Consider the following 24,960-nt stretch of genomic DNA (forward strand, 5'->3'; position numbering starts at 1 on the left):
ACCATTTATGCTAGATAATACAATTCATATTACAAAAACAGAAATCCTTTCAGACCAATGGTATACATTAAAAAAAGTCACCTATGACAAGACTATGCATAACGGAACTGTCAGGACCCAGAGCAGAGAAGCCTATGATCGCGGAAACGGTGCTGCCATTCTGCTTTATGATAAAGAACGGAAAACGGTAATACTGACCCGCCAGTTCCGGTTGCCTTCTTTCCTGAACGGCAATCCTACCGGAATGCTGATTGAAGTATGTGCCGGATTGCTGGACAATGATGATCCGGAAGCATGCATCCGCCGGGAAACCGAAGAGGAAACCGGCTATAAAATCTCTCACGTAGAAAAAGTTTTTGAAGCCTATATGTCCCCCGGTGCCGTAACGGAGATCCTGTATTGTTTTATTGCCGAATACTCCCAGGATATGAAAACAGCAGAAGGCGGCGGTCTTGAAGAAGAAGGGGAAGATATCGAAGTTCTGGAATTCAGCTATGAAGATGCCCTCCGGATGATTGACAGCGGAGAAATCAGGGATGCGAAAACCATTATGCTCATCCAGCATCTCAGGGTTAAAAATATTTTATAAATTCTTACGTTTTCACTTTAAATCTTTTCTCATGAAATTATGGTATACCCTTAGCCTTTCTTTTCTTTTTTGCGCACACGCTTTTGCTCAGAAGACAGAAAAACTGAGCACGAAAGACAAGGCAGCAACAGAACATTTTCAAAACAGTTATAAAAAGAAAAATTATAAAAAATTTGACGGTAAAATAATCCCCGGCATTAATGAGGTCCGGTTTGATGATAAAGTGGTCTATTACGACGCTTCGGATAAAACCACTGCCCTGCTGCTAAAAGAGGGACTGATATATCCGCAACTGTTAACGGATTATCAGATGCAGAAATTCATTGATGAAACCACAGACCGTACCCAAAAGAGATTTTTAAAGCTTCAGAAAGATCCCAGAGCCGGTTTTGATGTAAATCAGGTTAAACTCGGTCCCACCACTGAAGCTAATTTCCTGAAAGCCGGGCCACAGGTTAGGCGATTCAAGATGATCTGCAAAGACAGCAGGTTTCCGAATTCCATTATCTATTTTATTGAACTTACAGATAAAAATGCAACCAATGCTACTACTGCAGAACAGTTCATCAAAGAGGCAAAGCTGACGCATATTTATCAGCAGGAGTAATAAATCTTGCATTAAAACAATCATATTGGTTTTAATAGTTATGATAAAGTAAATCATTGACCAGTTAGATTCATGATTACCGGTTACTCAAACATCAATTCATATTTCAATGCCATCTGTAAGTTCAGGCAGCTGAATCCTGTGGTTAAAGGGCAGCCATTACGGACTCATGATCCGGGAATGATGACTATCCGTGATGCACTTCTTGGATTAAAGCAAGTTTTGGAGCATCGATACAATGCTGTAGAAGATATTGATTTTTCCATTCAGGTTTCAAGGGGAATTACCAATCTTCCCAACATTTTATACTCCTGCATCCTTCCGCCCGGCCAGGTGGTTCCGAATGGTATTTACACGGCTGTTTGTTTTGATATTTTGGGCAGAGGTGCATTGGTAGGTTGTGTTGAATCTAAAGTCACAGCGAAAGGATTATCTACTGTACAGCGGAAGACAAACGGCAATCCCCTGAATATTGACGTAGACGGCGCCAGTGAGAGGACAAAGTACAACAATGTCTTTGTCAACCCGAAAGAATTCTATTATCCTCAGGAGGATGATACAGAATTGGATGCGCACATTAAAGCTTCAATACAACTGGCGGTTGGATTCCTAAGTATCTGACTTTATTTTTACTATTTATAATGTAAATGGCCACCACTTCAGGTAGTTCGTAAAGCGTATCGAGAAGTGGTTTTATAGAAGACCATTGCTCACAGACTTCTCGATACGTTTCGCTCCGCTGCCTTTATAAGTGACGAAAAACACAATTTTATTGAAAGTATTTGAATAAAACAGAGCCAAAACAGGTTTCATCCGGTTTTTCAAAACAAATATTTCCTACATTTGTTCCAGAAACAGTTCTTTAACATACTTCATCAAACGGAAAAGGTTTTACGTAAAGTAGATTAATAGGGAACCGTGTGAGAATCACGGGCTGTCGCGCAACTGTAAGTAATACCCCAAAGGTTTTTGTCCGCGCATATCCACTGTATCAACGGGAAGGATGACAAAAACTGTTACAAGCCAGGAGACCTGCCTGTTCCGGATTGACAATGCTCTCGCGGTCTGGAGTTTTTGGCCATAGAGATGATACCGGAATGTATTGGTTTAAATTCGGATAGCTTATTTTAAGGGAAAAGCATTGTAGCTGCACAGCTGATAAGGCTAAGAAGCAAGTCTGAACCTTCATTAAATAATCCTTAGTGATCTTTTTGCATTTTGATAGTGAAGAATTGAGATTCAGCTTTGCGTCAAAAATTTAGTGACCAAATTCAGGAAGTTGAATTTTATGCAATGATTTTTAAGATTCTTTATTCTTAATGCGGAAGGCAAATTGCTAATGAGGAAATCGGAAGCTTCATATAATGATCTTATTGATTCATTTTTTGCTTTTAATAATGGAAAATTAGGATTCGGGCTTTACGTCAAATCTAGGTACTAAATTCAGGAAGTTGAATTTTATGCACAGATTTTTTGAAGACTCTTTGTTTTTAGAGAAAGGCTAAATGGCTATGCTGCTGAAGGAAGTCGGAAACTTCATCAAATGAACTTTTTTGATTAACTCATCCTTTGCCTTCTTATTATTAAAAATCTGATTTAAATTTCACGACAAATTTGCATTTAAGAGATCCATGCCGTTCGGTATGGGAAAATACATTTTCACGATATCATTGCTGATCCCTACATCCTTCTGCGCTGGCATTGCGAAGCATCTGAAGAGCTTTTTGATAATTGTTTTATTTAAAAAGTTTAAGAACATGCAAACGCACATTCTGGGCTATCCGCGTATTGGTAGCCAAAGAGAACTCAAAAAAGCCTGCGAGCAGTATTGGTCAGGCAAAATTTCACTGGATGAACTGCTGGAAACCGGCAGGACCCTCACCCTACACAATTGGAAACTTCAGCAGGAAACAGGCATCGACCTGATTCCCTGCAACGATTTTTCGTATTACGACCAGGTGCTCGATATGACGCTGGCCGTAGGAGCCATTCCTCCACGTTACCAGGAAATTGCTTCCCGTAAAACAGAAACTGACCTGTATTTTGCCATGGCCAGAGGATTTCAGCAGGAAGGACTGGACATCACCGCGATGGAAATGACCAAATGGTTTGATACCAACTACCATTACATCGTTCCCGAGTTTTATAAAAATCAGGAATTTACCCTGTTTTCAGACAGGATCATCCAGGAGTTTATCCGGGCTAAAGAGGCGGGCATCAATGCAAAGCCTGTAATCATTGGTTTGGTGACGTATCTTCTCCTTGGCAAGGAAAAAGAAGAGGGTTTTGATAAATTGGATTTAGCTCAAAATTTACTTCCGGTGTATATCCGGATCTTAAAGGAACTGGAACAGAAGGGTGCAGAATACATCCAGTTTGACGAGCCTTTCCTGGCCATGGATCTCACTGAGAAAGCCAAAGAAACTTATCAGTTCATCTATGCAGAACTCCGAAAACAGTTTCCGGATCTGAAATTGATCATTGCGACTTATTTTGAAGGTGTAAAAGATAACCTTACCCTGGCCACTTCGCTTCCTGCCGATGTCCTGCATATTGACCTGGTCCGTTGTCCCGAACAGCTGAATGATGTTTTGAGAGTACTTCCGAAGACGTTGAGCCTGTCACTGGGAATTGTGGATGGAAGGAATATCTGGAAGAACAATTTCCAGAAATCTTTACAGATCATTGAAAGAGCGATCAGGAAAATCGGGGCTGAAAGGATTTTTCTGGCCACATCCTGCTCACTGCTCCACACGCCTATTGACCTGGATCTGGAAAAGAATGAGCATGTTTTGTACCCGGAAATCAAGCAGTGGATGGCTTTTGCCAAACAAAAGCTAAGCGAAGTGGTAACCCTTAAAAAACTCGCATCCGGAAATGCAAATTATGATGCCTTACTTGAATATGCCTACAATCAGAAAGCTGTTGAAGACCGTACCGTTTCTTCCCTGATCCATAATGATGATGTAAAGGCCCGGGCAGAAGTGATAACAAAAGAAGAAACGCGGAGGGAACATCCATTTTCCATCAGGAAGGAAATCCAGCATCATGTGCTGCAACTTCCCCTGTTTCCTACCACAACCATTGGATCTTTTCCACAGACCAAAGAGGTAAGGAACTGGCGCGCTAAATTTAAAAAGGGTGAACTGAATGCAAAACAATATGACAAACTGCTGAAACAGGAAACCAAGCGAACCATCCGCTGGCAGGAAGACATCGGAATCGATGTACTGGTTCATGGTGAATTTGAGCGTAACGACATGGTGGAATATTTTGGGGAACAGCTTGCCGGATTTGCCTTTACGCAAAACGGCTGGGTACAGAGCTACGGAAGCCGATGTGTAAAGCCACCGGTGATTTACGGAGACGTGCACCGTCCGAATCCGATGACGGTCTACTGGTCTGAATATGCACAGTCTTTAACCAAAAAATGGGTAAAAGGAATGCTTACCGGACCGGTCACTATCCTTCAGTGGTCATTCGTACGTGATGATCAGCCCCGTTCGCTTACGTGCAGGCAAATTGCATTGGCCATCCGCGATGAGGTTTGCGATCTTGAAAAAGCGGGAATCCGCATCATCCAGATTGATGAACCGGCGATCCGGGAAGGCCTGCCTTTAAGGCAATCCGATTGGCAGGATTATCTGAAATGGGCCGTGGAAGCGTTCCGGATCTCAGCCAGCGGCGTGGAAGATGCCACCCAGATCCATACCCATATGTGCTATTCTGAATTCAATGATATCATCCACAATATTGCCGATATGGATGCCGACGTTATCACCATAGAATGCTCCCGAAGCCAGATGGAATTGTTAAATGCCTTTGCCGATTTCAAATATCCGAACGAGATTGGTCCCGGCGTTTATGACATCCACTCGCCGAGAGTTCCTTCCAAAGAAGAAATGGTGGAACTGCTGAAAAAAGCTCAGGCCGTTATCCCGGCAGAACAGCTTTGGGTAAATCCTGATTGTGGTCTGAAAACAAGGCATTGGGAGGAAACCGAAAAAGCCCTGATTGCCATGGTGGAAGCCTCAAAGGAAATGAGCGGACAATTTAAAAAAGAAAAAATAGAATATTAGAATGACAGGAGCTTTAGGGCTCCTGTTTTTATTTTATTGTTAAATGTAAGGCTGTTTAATAAACTAAACGCTGCCTAAACCTCATAGGTTTTGAAAACCTATGAGGTTTAAAATCATAAAGCGTTGTTTTATTTCCAAAGGCAGAAATCAGATTTGTTCAGTTTTTACTCAATAATAAATCTAAACGCTGCCTAAACCTCACAGGTTTTAAAAACCTGTGAGGTTTGATTTATCAAAAAATTTTCAGGAAACCATATACTGCAAAAAAACATAAAAAGCATCCCGAGGATGCTTTTATTTCTTGTAACTTAATTCTGATTGTCTTTCAGCCTTTTGACTTCATCTTTCAGCAGGCTGATATACTCCTGCAGATTTTTAATAATCTCAATGCTTAGATGATTGTTAAAAGTATTTTGTACTGAACCAGATCCTGCTCCGGGACTATCATAAAATGTTGCATTACTATTATTGATAACCGTATCACCTGCCTCTTCCTCATAAATATCCTCTACAGGAACATTAAGAAACTTGGCTATCTTTTCCCATTCTTCATGTATGATCTTCACGTCACCGCCTTCTTTCCTGCAATAATTGGATACATCAGTAGCAATTACCTCGGCAATCTGCTGTTGAGTATACCCTTTCTTTTTTCTTATCGAACGTAATTTTTCTTTTTGCATAATTCTGCTTTTTACAAATATAAAAAAAGACTTTTGTTTTTCAAATGCTTTCAACCGATTTTCATTTTGCCACCAGACATGTACAAAAGGTATGATACACAAATAATTAACATTAAATAACACTTCATTTCAAATTAAAAGCCCTAATTTTGCATCCCGAAATAAGGATCCAACCATATGAAAAAATTAGGCGAATACAGAAAGCTTCTGGAAGTAGATAAAAACGTAACATTAAAGGAGCTGAAAACCATTTACAGGAATACGATGAAAGATACGCATCCTGATAAATTCATCAATGATGAAGCCGGCAAACTGGAAGCGGAAGAAAAAAGCAAATCTGTCATTGAAGCCTATCATTTCCTGGTAAGCATCAACCCGGAAACACAGGAAAAATACAAAGAAGAATATACGGAAACAATTACCACTTCCAACATCCAGGATTTCTATCTTGAGAAGGCTATACTTACCGTACAGCACCTGAACGGAAATATCTACGAATACCTTGGTGTACCGAGAAACACCTACATCAAAATGGTAAATGCCGATTCTCCGAGCCGTTTTGCCAGAAGGCATATTTACGGAAGTTTTGTGTATAGAAAAGCAGGAGAAGCTATGGAGGCTTAATCCTCGGCCAAACATATTTGAAAGGCTTCCGGAATTCCGGAAGCCTTTTTGTTTTAAAAATTAATGCCATAAAATGATCTTCTCCGTCACTTCGAGTAGCGCAGCGAAGCGGAGTGTATCGAGAAGTTTTTGAGCAATAGTTCTCTGTTAAAACACTTCCCGATACGCTTTTTCAAAAGATACTCGAAGTGACGGTAAGTTTATTATTACAAATTTTTTGACTTCAAAATGTATCCTTCGTCACTTCGAGTAACGCAGCGAAGCGGAGTGTATCGAGAAGTTTTTGAGCAATAGTTCTCTGTTAAAATACTTCCCGATACGCTTTTTTCAAAAGCTACTCGAAGTAACGGAGGTGTTATAGAATTACTTTTAAAGACGAAAAAAGCGCATCATTTCTGATACGCTTAGGGTTAATTAAAAGGTGGGTATATTAGTCGATGTGTTTCGGAGTAAATCCGTCTTCACTGAGTTCTCTGTGATCGTAATCGGCCTTCATTTCGGCTTCATAATCTATTTTTTCATGTTTACCCATTCTTCTTAAAATGGAGTCAAACAGAGAATATACTACCGGTACGATAATCAGGGTCAGGAATAGTGATGATGTCAGACCCCCGATGATTACCCAGGCAAGTCCGTTATTCATTTCTGCTCCGGCTCCTTTTGCAATCGCAATTGGAATCATACCGAAGATCATCGCAATGGTGGTCATCAGGATCGGACGAAGACGGGCATGGTTCGCTTGGATCAGCGCGTCATGTGTATTGAACCCCGCTGCCTTTCTCATGTTGGCAAAGTCGACGATCATGATCGCGTTTTTCGCTACCAGACCAATCAGCATAATCATCCCCAGCATGGTAAAGATATTCAGTGAGTTTCCGGTGATGGCCAGGATCACCATAACTCCGATCAATGCCAGTGGAATGGAGAACAATACCACAAACGGGTACACAAAGGAATCATATAAGGAAACCATTACAAGATATACCAATACGATGGCTGCCAGCAAGGCAATTCCCAACGTACCGAAACCTTCGGTCTGGTTTTCCATATCCCCGCTCCAGATATACGATACTCCGGCAGGCTTTGTTTTTTCATTATCCATGAACATGGCGGCCCATTCGTTGGCCACGTCTCCTACCGGGCGGCCTACAACCTTGGATTTAACCTTTACAGAAGGAGATTTATCCCTACGTTCCAGCAAGCTCGGCCCGGAACCCATCTTCACATCAGCAAACTGGCTCAGCCTGATCTGTTGTCCCTGAGGATTGGTAAACATCAGGTTTCTCACATCATCAATTGACTGCCTGTTTGCATCACCGAAACGGATGTTGATATCATATTCATATTCCCCGGCTCTGAACTTACCGTCTGTATTTCCGCTGAAAGCCGTCTGCATCGTCTGTCCTACACTGGAAAGGTTTAAACCTAAAGCCGCCATCTTATCACGGTCGATATTCACCTGTACTTCCGGATTTCCGGAGTCCGTTGACAATTCCGCATCTACAGCACCAGGAACTTTTTTAAGAAGTCCAAGAATTCTGTTGGCTTCCTTATTTGCCGTTTCGTTATCCTGAGCGGTAACCACCAGCTCAATCGGAGCATTATCCGCTCCCATCAATCCGATCGGTGCTGTTTTGAATTCCACTCCGGTGAATTTTTCTTCCAGCGCTCTTTTGATCTTCGCAGACTTGATGTCCGTACTTTCATTACGCTTGGATTTATCTACGAGGATCACCTGGATCTCCGATTGGTATAATGTAGCCTGCGCCCCTCCAAATCCTGAAGACTGCTGTCCTACGGTGGTAATCATATCCACAACATCCTTATCGTTTCTCAGGAATTTCTCAACTTCCAGGGTTACCTGGTTGGTTTTTTCCACAGAAGCGTCTTTAGGCAATTCCATCTGAACAAGGAACTGTCCTCTGTCCATTTTAGGGAAGAATTCTCCTCCGATAAAGCCAAAAGCGACCAGCATAAAGGATGAAATCAGGATGATAAAAGTGATTATCACAGTCATTACCCTTCTTAAAGTGGTTTTTAAAACCCATTCCAGAATGCTTGTAATCCAGTGGGTAAATTTCTCCAACTGCTTTTCGAACCAAAGAATAAATCTTTCAAAAACATTCTTTCCTGTAAGATGCACCAGCTTACCATATCTGGAAGATAACCATGGAATAATGGTAAATGAAGCCAGCAAGGATAGCATGGTCGCAATAACTACCGTCACACAGAATTGGGCAAGGATGTCTGATACCAAGCCGGAACTCATCGCAATCGGTAGGAATACCACTACAATTACCAAGGTAATAGCCGTTACGGTAAACCCGATTTCCGAAGCTCCGTCATACGCCGCACGGATCCTGCTTTTCCCCATCTCCATGTGCCTGTACACGTTTTCCAATACCACAATCGCATCATCCACCAGGATACCTACCACGAGTGAAAGTCCGAGTAAACTCATCAGGTTAAGGGTATAGCCCATCAGGTACATTCCAATTACCGTAGCAATCAGGGACATAGGGATGGAAACCATTACGATAAATGCGTTTCTGATGTTGTGGAGGAACAATAGCATCACCACCGCTACCAGGATAATCGCCAGAAACAAATCGAAAATTACGTGATCGGCTGCTTCCAGGGTAAAATCTGTGGTGTCATCTACAATATTCAGCTGAAGTCCCTGAGCCTTATAGTTGTTCTGAACCTGCGCAATGGTTTTCTGAACCAGTTCCGATACCGCTACCGCATTGGCATCAGATTGTTTTTTTACCTGAAGCAAAATGGTTGAATTCTGGTTGTACCGTGCAATTTTCTCCACATCTTTCTGTGAATCGAAAACCGTGGCAACATCAGAAAGACGTACCTGGGCACCGTTTTTATTGGAAATAACCAGGTTGTTCAGTTCAGCCACATTTTTATATTTCCCGGACAGACGAATCGTTGATCTCGATGTCCTTGTCTTTAATGCTCCTGTAGGGAAATCCAGGTTGGAAGAAAGGATAGCCTGCTGTACATCCCCTATGGAAAGTCCATATCCTTGCAGTTTTTTTTCATCCAGGTTCACCTGGATCTCTCTTTCCTGACCACCAACTAAGGTAACCTGGGCCACCCCGTTTACACGGGAAAAGATAGGTTCAATTTTCTTGTCTAAAAGATCATAAAGTTCTTTGTTATTCAGCTTGTTGCTGGTAATACTCAGCGTCATGATCGGAAGGTCATCCAGTGAGAACTTCTGCAAAGATGGCGGATCTGCATCATCCGGAAGGTCAGCCAGAATAGCATTGACCTTTCTCTGGGCATCATTCAGAGCATAGTTGACATCGGCTCCTGTATTCAGCTGAACCATGATCACCGATAAGCTTTCGTAAGACGAGGATTCTACCTTTTTTACGTTTTCCAGAGAACCTACGGCATCTTCAATTTTCCGGGTTACGGAAGTTTCCACTTCTGCAGGCGAAGCTCCGGGATAAACCGTAGAAATGGTTACCACATTGGTTTCAAATTTCGGAATCAATTCATACCCCATCATGGAGTAGCTTAATAAACCGCCCAGTGTGAGGATCGTAAAGAGTACGATCACCAAAGACGGCCTTTTAATGGATATTTCTGCTAACTTCATCTTGTCTTACTTTACGATATTGATTTTGGAGCCGTTATCCAGGTTGATCTGTCCGCTGGTAATTATCTGTTCGCCGCCTTTAAGGCCGCTTAAGATCTCAACTTTATCACCATACACTTTACCGGTTTGAACGGTAATTAATTTTGCCGTTCCATTATTGACAATAAATAACTGTCCTGAGCTTACTCCATTCACGAAGGCTTCTGCAGGCACCGTGAGCATATTCTGGGTTTCAGCACCATTGTTGGTTTTGAATGTTGCGGTAGCATACATCCCTGCTTTCAGGTTTCCTCTGTTCTGAACTTCAATCTCCACAGGAAAATTTAAAGAAGCATCACTTTTAGGAGCGATGAAGGTAATCCTTCCGCTGAAAGAATCATCCGGCAGTACATTGACTTTAATCGGGACTTCCTGGCCAATCGCAATCTTTCCGATCTGGCTTTCATCCACAAGTACAGAAAGCTTCAGTGAGTTGATGTTTACGATCTCAAATAATGCGGTTCCGGGAGCCACTACCATTCCTGGTTCCACCATTTTTTTGTTGATGGTACCGCTGATCCCTGCACGTACGCTGGTATCATTTACCCTTACGCCCTGTGCACGAACTGCGGCCTGCGCATTTTTAAGCTGCAACCTTGAATTATCCAGCTGCTGTTTGGTAACCCCTCCGGTTTTGAAGGCATTTTCATATCGCTGGTTATCTATAATCGCATTCTGTAAATTATTCTGAGCCTGGGCTACATCCACTTCGATCGCATCCTTCTTGATGGTTGCCAGCACCTGCCCGGCGTTTACCCTTGAGCCTTCTTTTACCAGAACACTTACGATTCTGCCGGAAATTTCAGAAGACTGGTTGGATTCCTGCTTAGGGATAAAGGTTCCGTTAGCCGAATAATCTGTATCGATATTCTCCCTGGAAACCGTAACCACATTTACATTGATCTTATCTACCTGTTTGGCTACTTCCTGTACTTCCTTCGTCTGCTTTTCCTTATTGCTTGCAATCTTATATGCGGCTAAGCCGACCAGTACAGCTGCTACGATGATATATATTAAAGTTTTTTTCATTATAGTTTATTATGGGTTTTGTAATGTGTTCAGTTGTCCTTTTGCTTTGATGAGTTTTATTTCTGCCTGTTTATAATCCAGTAACGCATTCGCATAGTTCTGTTTGGCCTGCGTCAGCGCATTTTCGGTATCCAATACTTCGGTAAGCGGAGCAAGACCGTACTGGTAATTGGACTGGGTATTTTTTTGCACTTTCTCAGCCAGCTCTACGTTATCCTTCATGCTCTGGATATTGATGATGGCATTCTCCATATTGCTGATGGCATTTTTATAGTCAAGATCCAGGCTCTGTCTGGTATTGTTGATATCCTGGTCAAGGTCCTGAATATCAATTTCTGCCTGTTGAATCTGGGCTTTGGTAGATCCCCCCATAAAAATCGGGATTTTAATAGCCAGACCGATGGAAGCATAATCACTCCAATTGGTCCCCTGCGAAGATCCTGTGAAATAAGGGAATTTATTTCCCAACCCTTGCCATCCGTAATTGGCCTGAAGGCCTACCGTTGGATACAATAAAGCTTCCGTAGCTTTCTTATTGTACTGTAAAAGCTCTCTTTGCTTGTTCAGTACTCTAATTTCAGAACGTTCTTCCAGATTTGCCGCAGTACTCAGCAAAGCGGTATTAGGCTCAATGGTTTTTTCTTCCAATTCGATCGGGGTACTGATGGGTATTCCCATATAGAATTTCAGGGCGTTTTTTGAAACCTCCACGGCATTCACAAGCTGTTGCCTGTTTGATCCGATATTGGTCAGCTGAACATTGGTACGGTCCAGGTCAATGGATTTGGCCAATCCGTTATCTACAAGGCTTTTAATCACATTCCTTACCCTTTCCGTATTCGCATAGCTTGATTCTACGGTTTTAAGGTTCTCCTCCTGGACGAATACCTGATAATAGGCCGTCGCTACATTTTCAATGATCTGCTCATTGGTAAGCTCTGAATTGAGAATGTAAAATTCCCTGGTGGATTTTGCAGCTTTAAGCCCTGTGAAAACCCTCTGGTCAAAAATGTTCTGATATAATGACACAGAATTCACAGACTGCCATTTGGTTCCGAATGTTACAGGGATCATCTGCCCGGGCATACCAAAGATTTCTCCCGGAAGCACAGATTTCTGCAGAATGGGATTGAATGTATTGCTGATGTTTGCACTGACCTGAGGAAGTGCTCCAGCTCTTGCCTCATCTATCTTATATTCCGCCTTTTTCACCTGCAAAGCCGCCTTTTTAGCTTCTGCCTTATTCTGGAGGGCCTGTTTGATGGCCTCCTGAAGAGACACCTGCTGCTGTGCAGATAGGGATGAAAAGCCGAAAATCATAAATGCTGCGGCTATCCCTAATCTAAGCCTTTTAGCAGTTATTCGTTTTCCTTTCATAATGTAATACTTCGTTTATTTTTTAATATAGTTGTGTTCTTAACAGTTTTTACTTCTAAAGGACGGTTCATTTCTTAAATTACTTTAACAGTTCTTTATTTTTTAAACAACATATTAAGAATGATGTCTTTCCTTTCTGAAATAATCTTGTCGAATTCTTCTTCGCCGATCATTAAATTTTCCATGAGTAAAGGCCTTATGGCACTTGGGAAAACCAACAGGGAAATCATATTCAGGACAAACTGAATGGGTTTCATCTTTTCTATATTTCCCAGTTCCATTTCCGTTTCAATATCTTTATACAATTTTTCAAGCTCGCCTTCCTCAATATCTTTTTTATGGCAATTTCCTTTGTTGATCTGTGAAACAATATACGTTTCCAGATAAGGATACTGCAGGCTGGTGGACAAGCTCCCTTCGATAAACTGGGAAATTTTTTCCTTAAAGGGAAGATCCGAGTTCATGATGATCTCAGATTTCTCATGCTCCACCTTATGGGCTTCATCGAAAATGATCTGAATAAGGTTATCCCTGGAGCGGAAATAGTAATTGATGAGTGTACGGTTGACTCCCGCTGCATCGGCAATTTCCTGTGTAGTAGCATCAAATTTCCCTTTAACAAAGAATAAATTCTTAGTTGTTTCTTTAATCAGCTCTTGCGTCTGGTCTTTTTTTGTTTGATTTGACATTTTTGTTAAACAAATTTGTGGAGCAAAAATAAGTCAAATTTTATTTTTGACAAAATTGTTAAACAAAATTATTAAGGAAAAAATATGATATGCATCAGGTTTATTTCAGCAGTGTAATCATGAACATTTCAGATGTCATAGAAAACACAGAACAATAGGTGCTACCAACTACAGCTTGATATGCTTTTTTATTCTTGAAAAACAGCGGCAATGAATAGGTTGATCAGACCTGGATGAATATAAAGAAAGATTTTAGTACCGTTTGTAAGGAAAACAGCACTAATTCACCGGGAATATTTACCTCTGGGACTAACAAAAGATATTCGAAAACAGCTGTCGGCAAATACAATCATAGTTTTGCATATCTCCAGCCGTAGTTTGAGTGTATTTGGGATCGGAGATGTGAGCTCAGCAATATGGGAATTGATTAGTAGCTTGCAGATCATGAGACTTAACTTTTACCATTGGTCCTATAATAAAGAAACGGGCAGAAAATTCTGCCCGTTTTTTATAATAACCTGATCTTGTCTTCTGAAAGATCAATGATCTTATCTTTATACAATCCACCAATGGCTTTCTTGAAATTCTTCTTGCTCATCTGGAGCTCTTCCTTAATCTCCTCCGGACTTGACTGGTCCGAAAGGTAAAGCAATCCGTAATTTTCTTCCAGTTTATCGAGGATTTTCTTTTTGAATTCATCAATATTTTCAAATCCTTCCGGCTGCAGGGAGACATCAATTTTTCCATCTTCACGGATGGCCTTGATGTAGCCACTTTCTTCAGACAGGGGATAGAGTTTCTTAAATACATCGGACGCATAGATCAGCCCGATATATTTTTTATTGATTACCACATTCCAGCCCAGTTCGCTTTCATTCATCATGATGAGGTCTACTTTGTCACCCTTTTGAAACGGCAGATCTTCATATTGAGGATTTCTTTTAAACTTGGTGGTTCCGGTAATCAGCTCCAGTTCTTCATCAACATAAATGTATACCAGATACCTTTTTCCTTCGATGATCTTTGTCTTCTGCTGTTTATACGGGATAAACAGGTCTTTAATAATTCCCCAATCCATAAACGCACCGCTCGGCAGGCTTTGGACACAGCTCATCACCGCAAACTCCCCTACTTCAGCCAAAGGAATTTCGGTAGTCGCTTTCAGCTTTCCGTCATCCTGATACACAAAAACTTCAATCTCATCATCGATCTCCTGGTCATCGCGGGTAAAAATTTTAGGTAAAAAAGCCTTCTCTCCGGAACCATCCGTTAAGATCCACCCCGAAGTGTTCTTTTCTGAAATTGTTAAAGTCTGTGTCTTTCCCGGTTGCATAGATAAAAAATTAGCTGACAAAGGTACGGAAATTTGAAGAGTATAAAGGTTCTAATTTTTTAAAGAATTTATTACAGGTTAATTAGTTCTTTAAAAACTTGTACATTTGACTGTAAATACAAAGACATGAAAAAATACTGGATGACAATATTTTTCTTTTTTGCCTTGCTGGCAAATGCACAAATATTTGAAAAAACAGCAATTAATCTTGGATACCGCTATACCGGAAGAAATGTTTTACAAGCAGGGTTAGAATTCAGAATCGGAGATTCAGGCGGTCATTCAGTTATCCTTGGCCCTTCTCTTTTGTATACCCGTGCCAAAAAAGAAGACAAACTTTTACCGGAGGCCAATGTATATTATACCACCAGCGGTCAGCTTTACGGAGTTTCAATTAATCAGTATTCAATAGAACCCAGAGTTGGCGTTTCCCTACTTAATATTTTCTTTCTCAACACCGGATATTCTTTCCCTATAGACAAAAACAAGTATTTCAAGGGAATAACTTTTGGGATACAGTTGAATATTGCCCCTGTAAGAAATTCAAAATTTTATGATCAGATAAAAATAATGTGATCTGTTTATAGTTAAAATTTCATTTTCAAAAGACTATCATTCTATCAGAAAAAACAAATTCACAGATTTTTATAAAAAAGCAGCCATCGCAATAACAGCAGCCTCAACCCTTAAATTCTTAAATCCCTTCCACCATCACCATAAAAAAAGCTACCGTTACAATAACGGCAGCCTTAATTTTTAAATTTTTAAATTTTTAAATCCTTAAATCTTCAAAACCTTACATGTGGATGGGCCTTTTTGCCGTAGCATCCAATGCAGCTTCCTTAATGGCTTCAGCATAGGTAGGGTGCGCGTGGGAGCTTCTTGCGATATCTTCTGCGCTGGCGCGGAATTCCATGGCCATTACGCCTTCTGCAATAAGGTCAGCCGCTCTTGCGCCTACGATGTGCATTCCTAAAACTTCATCCGTTTTTTCATCCGCGATGATTTTTACCAGGCCATCTACATCACCACTGGCACGGCTTCTTCCTAATGCCCTCATCGGGAAAGATCCTACTTTATAGGCCACACCTGCTTCTTTAAGCTGCTCTTCGGTCTTACCAACTCCTGAAACTTCCGGCCATGTGTATACAACACCAGGAATCAGGTCATAATTGATGTGAGGTTTCTGACCAGCTAATGTTTCAGCTACAAACACCCCTTCTTCTTCGGCCTTGTGAGCCAGCATAGCACCTTTAATCACGTCTCCGATAGCATAGATGTTGGCAACGTTGGTCTGCAAGTGATCATTTACTTTCACCCGTCCTCTCTCGTCAAGCTCTACCCCTGCTATATCCAGGCCAAGACCATCTGTATAAGGCTTTCTTCCCACGGAAACCAGGCAGTAGTCACCTTCTACGGTCACTTCTTCCCCTTTTTTATCTTTGGCAGTAATTTTTACTGTGTCTCCATTTCTTTCAACGGCAGAAACCGCAGTGGAAAGCATGAATTTCATTCCCTGCTTTTTAAGCACTTTCAGAAGTTCTTTGCTTAAGGTTCCATCCATTCCCGGAATGATCTTATCCATGAACTCAACTATGGTTACTTCAGCGCCCAGTCTCAGGTATACCGATCCCAGTTCAAGACCGATTACACCACCTCCAATAACAACAAGATGCTTAGGGATTTCTTTAAGGTTCAATGCTTCGGTAGAAGTGATTACCCTTTCCTTATCCAAAGTGATGAAAGGAAGAGAAGAAGGCTTGGAACCGGTTGCGATGATGGTATATTTAGATTCGATGGTTTCTGATGAACCGTCATTTTTGGTTACTTTGATCTGAGTAGCGGATTCAAAGCTTCCCACCCCTTCAAAAACAGTGATTTTGTTTTTGTTCATCAGGTAGCTGATGCCGTCTGTATTCTGTTTGATAACTTCATTCTTACGTTCAACCATTCTGGCAAGGTCTGCTTTAGGCTCATTGATAATGATTCCGTGGCCGGCAAAGTTATGCTTGGCATTCTCGAAATGCTCGGAACTGTCCAGAAGCGCCTTGGACGGAATACAACCTACGTTAAGGCACGTTCCTCCTAAGGTTGGATATTTCTCGATAATGGCAGTATTGAAGCCCAATTGTGCGGCACGGATGGCAGCTACATAACCACCGGGACCTGAACCGATTACGGTAACATCGAATTGACTCATGTTATTGTATGAATTTGTTTATTATTATCTTACTTGATCTTACAAATTTACTGATTAATTACCACCTGAGAAAGTGAGACGGGTTCAAATTTCATGACGCCCATCATGTGGTTATCAGATACCCTGGCAAAGATCCTTAATGTCTTTATATTTTTCAATAATTTCCAAACATTTCTCATGCAGCAAATCGCTGTATCTCTCATCCACAGCTTTTAACTTCCTGTCAAGCCTTTCCAGAAAATCCTTACGGTATAATTTCCTTTCCTGACCAATAGGATGAAACTGAATTTCGAGGTAGTATTTTTTGAATATACTGAGATCAATATCCTCCAATGCCTTGATATTTTCGATCCTGCCTAAAAGATAATTCATCTTAAAATATCCGGCATGTACGTCAATCTGACCCGTGGTAATGGCAATAGCATTGGAGCGCAATTTTTTAATCAGCCTGTTTCGCCTTAATGCATCCAATCCGTTCATAACAGATTAGCCCAGATTGATCTTTCCTTCACCCATCATGCCCGAACTGTTGAAAAAAGATCCGCCGTACAAATACCATTCAAGGCTTTCCAGGTAGTCTATCGTATTTTCAGGTGTGATTGTTGGACGCTCCTTCTTAGACACGATCCCTCTGTACCACCTTCCAGAATTGGAAAAATGTTCCCATTCAAGCAGGTAATGGATCCATATCCTCTGGCAAAGCCTGCACTGCAGAATGCTTACTTCGGCATTCCGCCCATTGGTATGGTCTGTTCCTAATACTGAGCTTCTGAAATCCGTATGATTGAGAGGCGGTTTTTCACATGCGCAGCCTAACTTCGGTATTTGTTTCATTGAATGATTTAATTTTTGCTAAAATAAGAAATGATCAACATCGCTATCTACTATTTTCTGGCCAGATCCAGCAGCGCTTTTTCATACTGATCCAGAATAATATGTTTTGAAAACCTTGATCTGATAGAGCGTTGAATCGCTTCATGATTATGGTCGGTCTGTAATGCCTGGATAATCCTTTGTGCAAATTCATCATGGTTGCTGATATCACAAATCTCCCCGTTCACGGATTCCTGAATGATTTCGTTGATTCCTCCGGGACAGTTATTGACCAGTGCATAGGTACCGCATGCTCCCGCTTCCAGAAGCACATTGGGAAAACCTTCATACCTTGACGAAAGCACAAACAAATCCGCATATTTCAGGAATTTATATGGATTATCCTGCCTGCCGTGGAAGATCACGTTTTTCAGGCCCATGAATTCCTTCATCTGATGAAGTACTTCCCGATCCTTCCCATCACCCAGGATGTGCAGAAGGATATTTTCGTTGTCTAACCTTGAGAATACTTTCAGGAGGTTGTCAAACCCTTTCCGTGCAGACAGGTTTCCGATGGCCACTACATTTTTATAGTTGTATTTGAAACATGAAGGCTTTTCTGAAAACGCCAGCTTGTCATCGATAAATTCAAAATCGACGGGATTATTGATCTTAACAATCTTGTCGCGGCTGATGCCGAAGTTGTCAATCAGGTCGTGTCTCATGTCATTACTCTGGGCAATGATCTGATGGTAATTGTTATAGAAGTTATAAAAAAACCTGATTTCTTTACGCTGAATATGTTCGGAAACCACGTTGGTTTCCCGGGCTATGAATTTTACTTTAGGAAAAATTTTAATGAATAAGGAAAGGTAAGCATTTACTTCCCCAAAACCTGAGAAGACAATATCCGGCCTCCTCCTGTAGATCTCCTTCAATATAGGCTTCAGGGAATGCCTGATCCTGGGTGTTTTGATGTCAATGATTTCAACATCTTTTTTTACCAGATCGAGATAACCTCCTTCCTTGCGCAAGAGCAGGATTTTGGGCTCAAAAAGATCCCGGGAAAGATGATTGGCAACAGTTGTCACGATCCTCTCTGCACCCCCGGTTTCCAGGTCCGGCAATATAAATATGATGGAAATCTTCTTCATCTATATAAAACCTTACCCATAAAAAGATAAGGTCCTGTTTTAAGTTAATTCGCTACATCACTGATGAACTTAATCCTGAGCATTCTTACTTCCTCATCAGAAAGTTCATCGCCAAACTCGTCAAGCAGCACTTTCATGCTGTCGCTTTCAGATTCGTTCATAAATTCCATAAATCCGTCCACGATATCCTCATCAAAATTATCTTCAATATAGTAATCGATATTCAGCTTTGTCCCCTGATAGACGATGCGCTCCATTTCTTTCAGGAGTTCATCCATCGAAAGGTTTTTAGCCCGGGCAATATCTTCAAGATCAATTTTTTTATCGGTACTCTGGATAATGAAAACCTTGTGGCTGGATTTATTGGCCACCTGCTTCAGCACCATGTCCTGGGTACGTTCAATATTGTTTTCCTCAACATAGGCTTTAATGAAATCGGCAAACTCTTTCCCGTATTTCTTGGCTTTTCCTTCGCCTACGCCGTAGATTTTGGCAATTTCCTCCAAACTTACGGGATACTGGACGGTCATATCTTCGAGGCTTGGATCCATAAAAACCGTATAAGGGGGAATTCCGTATTTTTTAGCTACCTTTTTCCTCAGCTCCTTGAGCTGGCCGAAAAGGTTCTGATCCAGTCCTCCGCCGGCCTGCATCTGGGTTTGTTCATTCTCAGCACGGGTCTGGTTCAGGTCAAACTCACGGTCCTCTGCGATCAGGAAAGTTTCTTTGCTCTTATTCCCGATGACCTTTTTGCCTTTATCCGAAATTTTCAGCACACCATAGGTCTCAATATCCTTCAACAGGAATCCCTGCACGGTCGCCTGGCGCAATATCGTTTTCCAGTAGTTGTCCTTTTCCTCCTTTCCGAATCCGAACTGTGGATGCTGTTCCAGCTTATAGGATTTCGTCACCGCGGTCTCTTTTCCTACGATGACGGAAATTAGATCTTTTGCTTTGAACTTTTCGCCGGTATCCTGGATCAGTGCAAGCACTTTTTCAAGATCAGAGGTGGCATCTTTCAGTTTCGGAGGGTTGGACACGTTATCACACATCCTTGCTCCGTCTCCATTCACCGGATCAAAGTTTTCCCCGAAATAGTACAGGATATACTGCCGCCTGCTCATAGAGGTTTCTGCATATCCTACTACCTCATTCAGCAGCTGGAGTCCGATTTCCCTTTCCGAAACAGGCTTTTGGGCAAGGAACTTTTCCAGTTTTTCAATATCCTTGGGATCATAGAAAGCGAGGCAATAGCCTTCTCCGCCGTCTCTTCCGGCACGTCCGGTTTCCTGGTAGTAGCTTTCCAGGGATTTCGGGAAATCGTAGTGGATAACGAAGCGAACATCCGGTTTATCAATTCCCATCCCGAAGGCTATGGTGGCTACAATAACGTCAACTTCTTCCATCAGGAACTTGTCCTGATTGGCCACCCGCATCTTTTGGTCGAGACCGGCGTGATATGGAAGGGCGTTGATGCCATTAACCTGGAGAAGCTGGGCAAATTCCTCTACTTTTCTCCGGCTGAGGCAATACACGATCCCGGATTTGCCTTTATGCTGATTGATAAACTTAACAATTTCCTTATCGATGTTCACTTTTGGCCGTACTTCATAATACAGGTTTGGACGGTTAAAGCTTTCTTTGAACACCTGTGCATTGGTCATACCTAAGGTTTTCTGAATGTCATCCTGGACTTTAGGCGTAGCGGTTGCCGTGAGGGCAATTACCGGTACATCAGCAATCCTGTCGATGATCATTTTAAGGTTTCTGTATTCCGGGCGGAAGTCGTGCCCCCATTCCGAGATACAGTGCGCTTCATCAATGGCAAAGAAGGAAATTTTCACTTCTTTCAGAAAGTCAAGGTAATCTTCTTTGATCAGAGATTCCGGAGCTACATATAAAAGTTTGGTTTTACCTTTTTTAATATCATCGAAAACCTGTTTGGTCTGAGTTTTGTTTAATGATGAATTCAGTACATGGGCTACCCCTTCATCAGATGAAAGTCCGTTAACTGCATCCACCTGATTTTTCATCAACGCGATGAGGGGAGATACTACAATAGCAGTACCTTCTGAAATTAACGCCGGCAATTGGTAGCATAAAGACTTACCTCCGCCTGTAGGCATGAGAACAAATATGTCGTTTCCATCCAAAAGGTTTTGTATGATTTGTTCCTGCTGACCCTTAAATGTTGAAAAACCGAAATATTTCTTCAACTCGCCGGATAAATTGGCTTTTTTTGCGTTCATCTAATTTTCTATTGCTAAATTTGCATCTATTCCAAAGTTAATAAATTTTTGTCTAAAATAAAAGCGAACGAATTTATAAAAAATAAAACTTATATAAAATTTCCTTCTAATGTTATAACAGTTTTTAATGGATTTTTTATATAACCAAACGTATGAAAATGGAAAAAGACGGCATTATCTCAATAGCGAAAAACACCCTTGAAATAGAAATCTCAGAACTTCAGAAATTAAAGAACAGGCTGGATGACGAATTTGTAAAAGCCGTTGACATCATCCGGTCGGCACAAGGCAAACTGATTGTTGTAGGCATCGGAAAATCGGCCCACGTAGCAAATAAGATCGTTGCTACCCTTAATTCTACCGGCACACCTTCGCAGTTCCTGCACGCTTCCGAAGCCATCCACGGAGATCTGGGCGTCATACAGAAAAGCGATGTGGTGCTTTGCATTTCCAACTCCGGGAATTCACCGGAAATTATCAACCTGCTCCCATACCTTAAAAACTATTCTTCAGCACTGATCGGCATGACGGGAAACCGAAAAAGCAAGCTTGCCGAATTTTCTGAAGTGATCATTGATACGCACGTAGACACAGAAGCCTGCCCGAACCAGCTGGCTCCTACAAGCTCCACTACCCTGCAGATGGCTCTGGGTGATGCACTTGCCATCGTACTGATGGAACTGAAGGGTTTCAAAGCCCATGATTTTGCCAAATTCCATCCGGGAGGAAGCCTTGGAAAGAACCTTCTGGCCAGGGTAAATGATTTCCTGTCTTCCCAAAAGCCTCAGGTTTCCGAGACGGCATCCATCAGGGATGTCATCATCTCGATCAGTGCTTCGAGGCATGGAATTACCGTAGTGACGAGAGAAGATGAAATTGTTGGCGTGATTACCGACGGCGACCTCAGGAGAATGCTGATGAAAGGAGAAGACATCTCCACCATCACTGCAAAGGAAATCATGTCCCTGAATCCCAAAACCATTGAAAAAGATGCCCTTGCCCGTGAAGCTTTAAAAATTCTCAAGGATAATAATATCGGACAGCTTGTGGTAACCGACAACGGGAAGTATTTCGGAATCATAGACCTTCATAAATTACTGGACGAAGGCATCAATTAAAACGGGAAAAGTGCAGTTTTAAACCATGATAAATCTTCAGCAAAGAAAATCATCAATACAACTGACTTTTTTCTATGATATCGTGCTCAACTTGCTGCTTAATAAGAACTTTTTTTCATACATTTGGGTCTTAAAAATTGTATTCTGTGAGTGAGGGAAAAGAAATGTCTTTCTGGGGACATATCGGGGAACTAAGAGGTCATCTGATCCGTTCAATCCTGGCAATTGTTATTGCTGCGTTCGTTATCGGTTTCAACATCAACTGGATTATGGACCATATCTTCTTCGGTCCTACGCGTAATGATTTCCCTACTTTCAGGGTAGTTAACCATTACTCCAGAATGATTCTCGGTGAAGACAGCATCCATCTGCCGAAAGATTTCCCGGTACGTGTGCAGAGGCTTTACCAGCAGTTTAACGTGATGATGGCCGTATCTATTTTCGGAGGCATCGTGGCTGCTTTTCCGTATATTGTATGGGAATTGTGGCGTTTTGTGAGCCCTGCCCTGCATCCGAAGGAAAGAAAAAACTCTATTTTCATCATCAACTCCGTGTGGATCCTTTTCATGACCGGAGTATTATGCGGGTATTTCCTGATTCTGCCTTTTGCCGTGAATTTCGGGGTTATCTTTAAGATTTCGGATATCATTGTCCCGCTGTATGACCTGAGCGACTATACCACACTGTTTTTACAGGTAATCCTGGGGATGGGCGTAATTTTCCTTTTCCCGGTACTGATTTACTTCCTGACTACTTTGGGCATACTTACCCCGACATTCATGAAAACTTACCGCCGCCATGCGATTGTACTCATTATGGTGGTAGCAGCAATCATTACCCCTGCGGATGTCCTGAGTATGATCATGGCTGCACTCCCGCTGATCATCCTTTACGAATTCAGTATTATGATGTGCTCGTATACCTATAAAAAGATTCAGAAAGCAGCAGCCAATTTACCCGCTGTACGAGACTAACTGATTAGATCAGGCTTAAAAATAATATTCCCGCAGCCATCCTGCGGGATTTTTTTATTGTCGGCAGCCGGCATTTACGCTTAGCAAGACCCGATTACATAAATTAATTTTATATTTTTGATCCTGATAATTTAATTGCGATGAAAAAGCTGACGTTTACCCTTGTTTTAATTTCCGGGCTGGCCTTTGGGCAGTTGTTCGAGAAAAACAAGGCTTTTACCAAACAGGATACCCTGAAAGGATCGAATACGAAATTCCGTGATTTCTGGGATGTAAAAAAGTATGACCTGTCTGTTGAGCCTGATTTTGATTCCAAGAGTATCAAAGGCAATAATACCATCAGCTTGCAGATCATCAAAGATATTACCAACCCTGTATTTCAGATCGACCTGCAGCAGCCTATGAAGGCTGACAAAGTTCAGGCGTCCTTCCCGATGGAGTATCAACAGGATGGGGATTTTATCTTTATTACGGCTAAAAAAGGCTTTAAGAAAGGAGAACAATATACCATTGATGTCCAATATTCGGGAAATCCCAGGATTGCTAAAACACCGCCATGGGACGGCGGCTGGATTTTTACACATGATGAAAAGGGAAATCCGTGGATGAGTGTTGCCGACGAAGGCATCGGGGCATCCGTCTGGCTTCCTACCAAAGATATCTGGAGCGATGAACCGGACCAGGGCATCATTATGAAAATCATTGCTCCGAAGGGTCTTACAGGCGTAGGAAACGGAAGGCTGACCAATACCAGGACGGAAGGAGATAAAACCATATACACCTGGGAAGTGAAAAATCCGATCAATGCGTATTCCATCATTCCGAGCATAGGTAAATATGCCAATTTCAAGGATACTTTCAAAGGTGAAAAAGGCAAGCTGGACCTCGATTACTGGGTACTGGGCTACAATACCGACAAGGCTAAAAAACAGTTTCAACAGGTGAAGCCGATGCTTTCTGCTTTTGAATACTGGTTCGGGCCATATCCTTTTTATGAGGATTCCTACAAACTGGTGGAAACGCCTTACCTCGGTATGGAGCATCAAAGCAATGTAGGTTATGGAAATGGATACCAAAACGGCTATCTGGGAAGGGATCTTTCCGGAACGGGAGTAGGGCTTAACTGGGATTTTATCATCATCCATGAAAGCGGGCATGAATGGTTTGCCAACAATATCACGGCAAAAGACCAGGCAGACATGTGGATCCATGAAAGCTTTACCAATTATTCGGAAGTCCTGTTTACCGAACGGTATATGGATAAAAAATCAGCAGAAACCTATGCCCAGGGAATCAGGAAACTTATTCAGAACGACAGCCCGATTATCGGCAAATACGGGGTACGTAACGAAGGCAGCGGAGACATGTATCCTAAAGGAGCAAGTATGATCCATACCATCCGCCAGGTGATTAATGATGATGAAAAATTCAGGCAGATTTTAAGAGGACTGAACAAAGATTTCTATCATCAGACCGTTAGTACACAGCAGATAGAACAGTACATCTCCAAAAAGTCGGGAATCGATTTTTCTTCCGTCTTTAACCAATACCTCAGAACGACAAAAGTTCCTGTCCTGGAATATGCCCAGAAGGGAGAAGAACTGAAATTCCGCTATACGAATACCATTAAAAATTTCAGGCTTCCGATAAGAACAGACTCCGGACAAACCATCAATCCAACAGAAGACTGGCAGACGGTAAAGTTAAACAGCGGAACACCGGTGAGCTTTGATAAAAATTACTATATCGATTACAAAAAAGTACAGTAACAACCACAATATAAAAGC

General features: G+C 41.8%; 20 protein-coding genes and 1 riboswitch. Of the genes, 9 read left to right on the top strand and 11 right to left on the bottom strand.

Features of this window, described 5'->3' with window-relative positions; genetic code table 11:
* Positions 1–7 precede the first annotated feature (7 nt).
* From nudK to metE, 4 genes are all read left to right on the top strand, one after another.
* On the top strand, positions 8–589 hold the full coding sequence (gene nudK / locus QE404_RS07595) for a GDP-mannose pyrophosphatase NudK (protein WP_307448768.1): 582 nt from the start codon (positions 8–10) through the stop codon (positions 587–589).
* A 31-nt stretch (positions 590–620) separates the two neighbouring features.
* On the top strand, positions 621–1,196 hold the full coding sequence (locus QE404_RS07600) for a hypothetical protein (RefSeq protein ID WP_307448771.1): 576 nt from the start codon (positions 621–623) through the stop codon (positions 1,194–1,196).
* 72 nt (positions 1,197–1,268) lie between these two features.
* Positions 1,269–1,817 carry a hypothetical protein gene (locus tag QE404_RS07605; protein ID WP_307448773.1) on the top strand — a complete coding sequence of 183 codons (549 nt, stop codon included), beginning with the start codon at positions 1,269–1,271 and terminating at the stop codon, positions 1,815–1,817.
* A 248-nt stretch (positions 1,818–2,065) separates the two neighbouring features.
* A riboswitch (cobalamin riboswitch) is annotated at positions 2,066–2,250 on the top strand.
* Positions 2,251–2,953: 703 nt separating this feature from the next.
* Positions 2,954–5,275: a 5-methyltetrahydropteroyltriglutamate--homocysteine S-methyltransferase gene (gene metE, locus QE404_RS07610; protein ID WP_307448776.1), complete on the top strand. Its 2,322-nt coding sequence runs from the start codon at positions 2,954–2,956 to the stop codon at positions 5,273–5,275.
* Between the two features lie 308 nt (positions 5,276–5,583).
* Here metE and QE404_RS07615 read toward each other — a convergent pair whose 3' ends face one another.
* Complete coding sequence (locus QE404_RS07615; RefSeq protein ID WP_307448779.1) at positions 5,584–5,955, bottom strand: helix-turn-helix transcriptional regulator; 372 nt, start codon at positions 5,953–5,955, stop codon at positions 5,584–5,586.
* A 177-nt stretch (positions 5,956–6,132) separates the two neighbouring features.
* Here QE404_RS07615 and QE404_RS07620 point away from each other — a divergent pair, with 177 nt between their 5' ends.
* Complete coding sequence (locus QE404_RS07620) at positions 6,133–6,579, top strand: KTSC domain-containing protein (protein WP_307448782.1); 447 nt, start codon at positions 6,133–6,135, stop codon at positions 6,577–6,579.
* A 430-nt stretch (positions 6,580–7,009) separates the two neighbouring features.
* Here QE404_RS07620 and QE404_RS07625 read toward each other — a convergent pair whose 3' ends face one another.
* From QE404_RS07625 to QE404_RS07645, 5 genes are all read right to left on the bottom strand, one after another.
* A complete protein-coding gene (locus QE404_RS07625; protein ID WP_307448785.1) occupies positions 7,010–10,198 on the bottom strand; it encodes an efflux RND transporter permease subunit in 3,189 nt (1,062 codons plus the stop codon).
* 6 nt (positions 10,199–10,204) lie between these two features.
* Positions 10,205–11,266, bottom strand: coding sequence for an efflux RND transporter periplasmic adaptor subunit (locus QE404_RS07630; protein WP_307448788.1), 1,062 nt, complete (start codon positions 11,264–11,266; stop codon positions 10,205–10,207).
* 9 nt (positions 11,267–11,275) lie between these two features.
* Positions 11,276–12,643 carry a TolC family protein gene (locus tag QE404_RS07635; RefSeq protein WP_307448792.1) on the bottom strand — a complete coding sequence of 456 codons (1,368 nt, stop codon included), beginning with the start codon at positions 12,641–12,643 and terminating at the stop codon, positions 11,276–11,278.
* A 95-nt stretch (positions 12,644–12,738) separates the two neighbouring features.
* Positions 12,739–13,332: a TetR/AcrR family transcriptional regulator gene (locus QE404_RS07640; protein WP_307448794.1), complete on the bottom strand. Its 594-nt coding sequence runs from the start codon at positions 13,330–13,332 to the stop codon at positions 12,739–12,741.
* A 508-nt stretch (positions 13,333–13,840) separates the two neighbouring features.
* Positions 13,841–14,665 (bottom strand): CvfB family protein, encoded by an 825-nt coding sequence (locus QE404_RS07645; RefSeq protein WP_307448797.1) that lies wholly within the window; start codon positions 14,663–14,665, stop codon positions 13,841–13,843.
* A 126-nt stretch (positions 14,666–14,791) separates the two neighbouring features.
* Here QE404_RS07645 and QE404_RS07650 point away from each other — a divergent pair, with 126 nt between their 5' ends.
* The gene (locus QE404_RS07650) at positions 14,792–15,241 is read left to right on the top strand and encodes a hypothetical protein (protein ID WP_307448798.1); all 450 of its coding nucleotides are present in this window, start codon (positions 14,792–14,794) and stop codon (positions 15,239–15,241) included.
* 220 nt (positions 15,242–15,461) lie between these two features.
* On the opposite strand, the gene lpdA is transcribed toward QE404_RS07650, so the two are convergent.
* The 5 genes from lpdA to recQ form a co-directional block, all read right to left on the bottom strand.
* Entirely contained in the window at positions 15,462–16,865 is a 1,404-nt protein-coding gene (gene lpdA / locus QE404_RS07655) for a dihydrolipoyl dehydrogenase (protein ID WP_307448800.1), read from the bottom strand.
* 114 nt (positions 16,866–16,979) lie between these two features.
* Positions 16,980–17,345 (bottom strand): hypothetical protein, encoded by a 366-nt coding sequence (locus QE404_RS07660; protein WP_307448802.1) that lies wholly within the window; start codon positions 17,343–17,345, stop codon positions 16,980–16,982.
* Between the two features lie 6 nt (positions 17,346–17,351).
* Positions 17,352–17,699, bottom strand: coding sequence for a hypothetical protein (locus QE404_RS07665; RefSeq protein ID WP_307448804.1), 348 nt, complete (start codon positions 17,697–17,699; stop codon positions 17,352–17,354).
* A gap of 50 nt (positions 17,700–17,749) precedes the next feature.
* Positions 17,750–18,832, bottom strand: coding sequence for a glycosyltransferase (locus QE404_RS07670; RefSeq protein WP_307448807.1), 1,083 nt, complete (start codon positions 18,830–18,832; stop codon positions 17,750–17,752).
* A gap of 44 nt (positions 18,833–18,876) precedes the next feature.
* Positions 18,877–21,081, bottom strand: a complete 2,205-nt coding sequence (gene recQ / locus QE404_RS07675; RefSeq protein ID WP_307448809.1) for a DNA helicase RecQ — start codon at positions 21,079–21,081, stop codon at positions 18,877–18,879.
* A gap of 158 nt (positions 21,082–21,239) precedes the next feature.
* Here recQ and QE404_RS07680 point away from each other — a divergent pair, with 158 nt between their 5' ends.
* The 3 genes from QE404_RS07680 to QE404_RS07690 all read left to right on the top strand — a co-directional run bounded on the left by QE404_RS07680 (position 21,240) and on the right by QE404_RS07690 (position 24,942).
* Positions 21,240–22,199 carry a KpsF/GutQ family sugar-phosphate isomerase gene (locus QE404_RS07680; RefSeq protein ID WP_307453373.1) on the top strand — a complete coding sequence of 320 codons (960 nt, stop codon included), beginning with the start codon at positions 21,240–21,242 and terminating at the stop codon, positions 22,197–22,199.
* 146 nt (positions 22,200–22,345) lie between these two features.
* On the top strand, positions 22,346–23,173 hold the full coding sequence (tatC, locus tag QE404_RS07685; RefSeq protein ID WP_307448812.1) for a twin-arginine translocase subunit TatC: 828 nt from the start codon (positions 22,346–22,348) through the stop codon (positions 23,171–23,173).
* Positions 23,174–23,313: 140 nt separating this feature from the next.
* Positions 23,314–24,942 carry a M1 family metallopeptidase gene (locus QE404_RS07690; RefSeq protein ID WP_307448815.1) on the top strand — a complete coding sequence of 543 codons (1,629 nt, stop codon included), beginning with the start codon at positions 23,314–23,316 and terminating at the stop codon, positions 24,940–24,942.
* Positions 24,943–24,960 lie beyond the last annotated feature (18 nt).

Source organism: Chryseobacterium camelliae (genome assembly GCF_030818575.1).
GTDB classification, from domain to species: Bacteria; Bacteroidota; Bacteroidia; order Flavobacteriales; family Weeksellaceae; genus Chryseobacterium; species Chryseobacterium camelliae_A.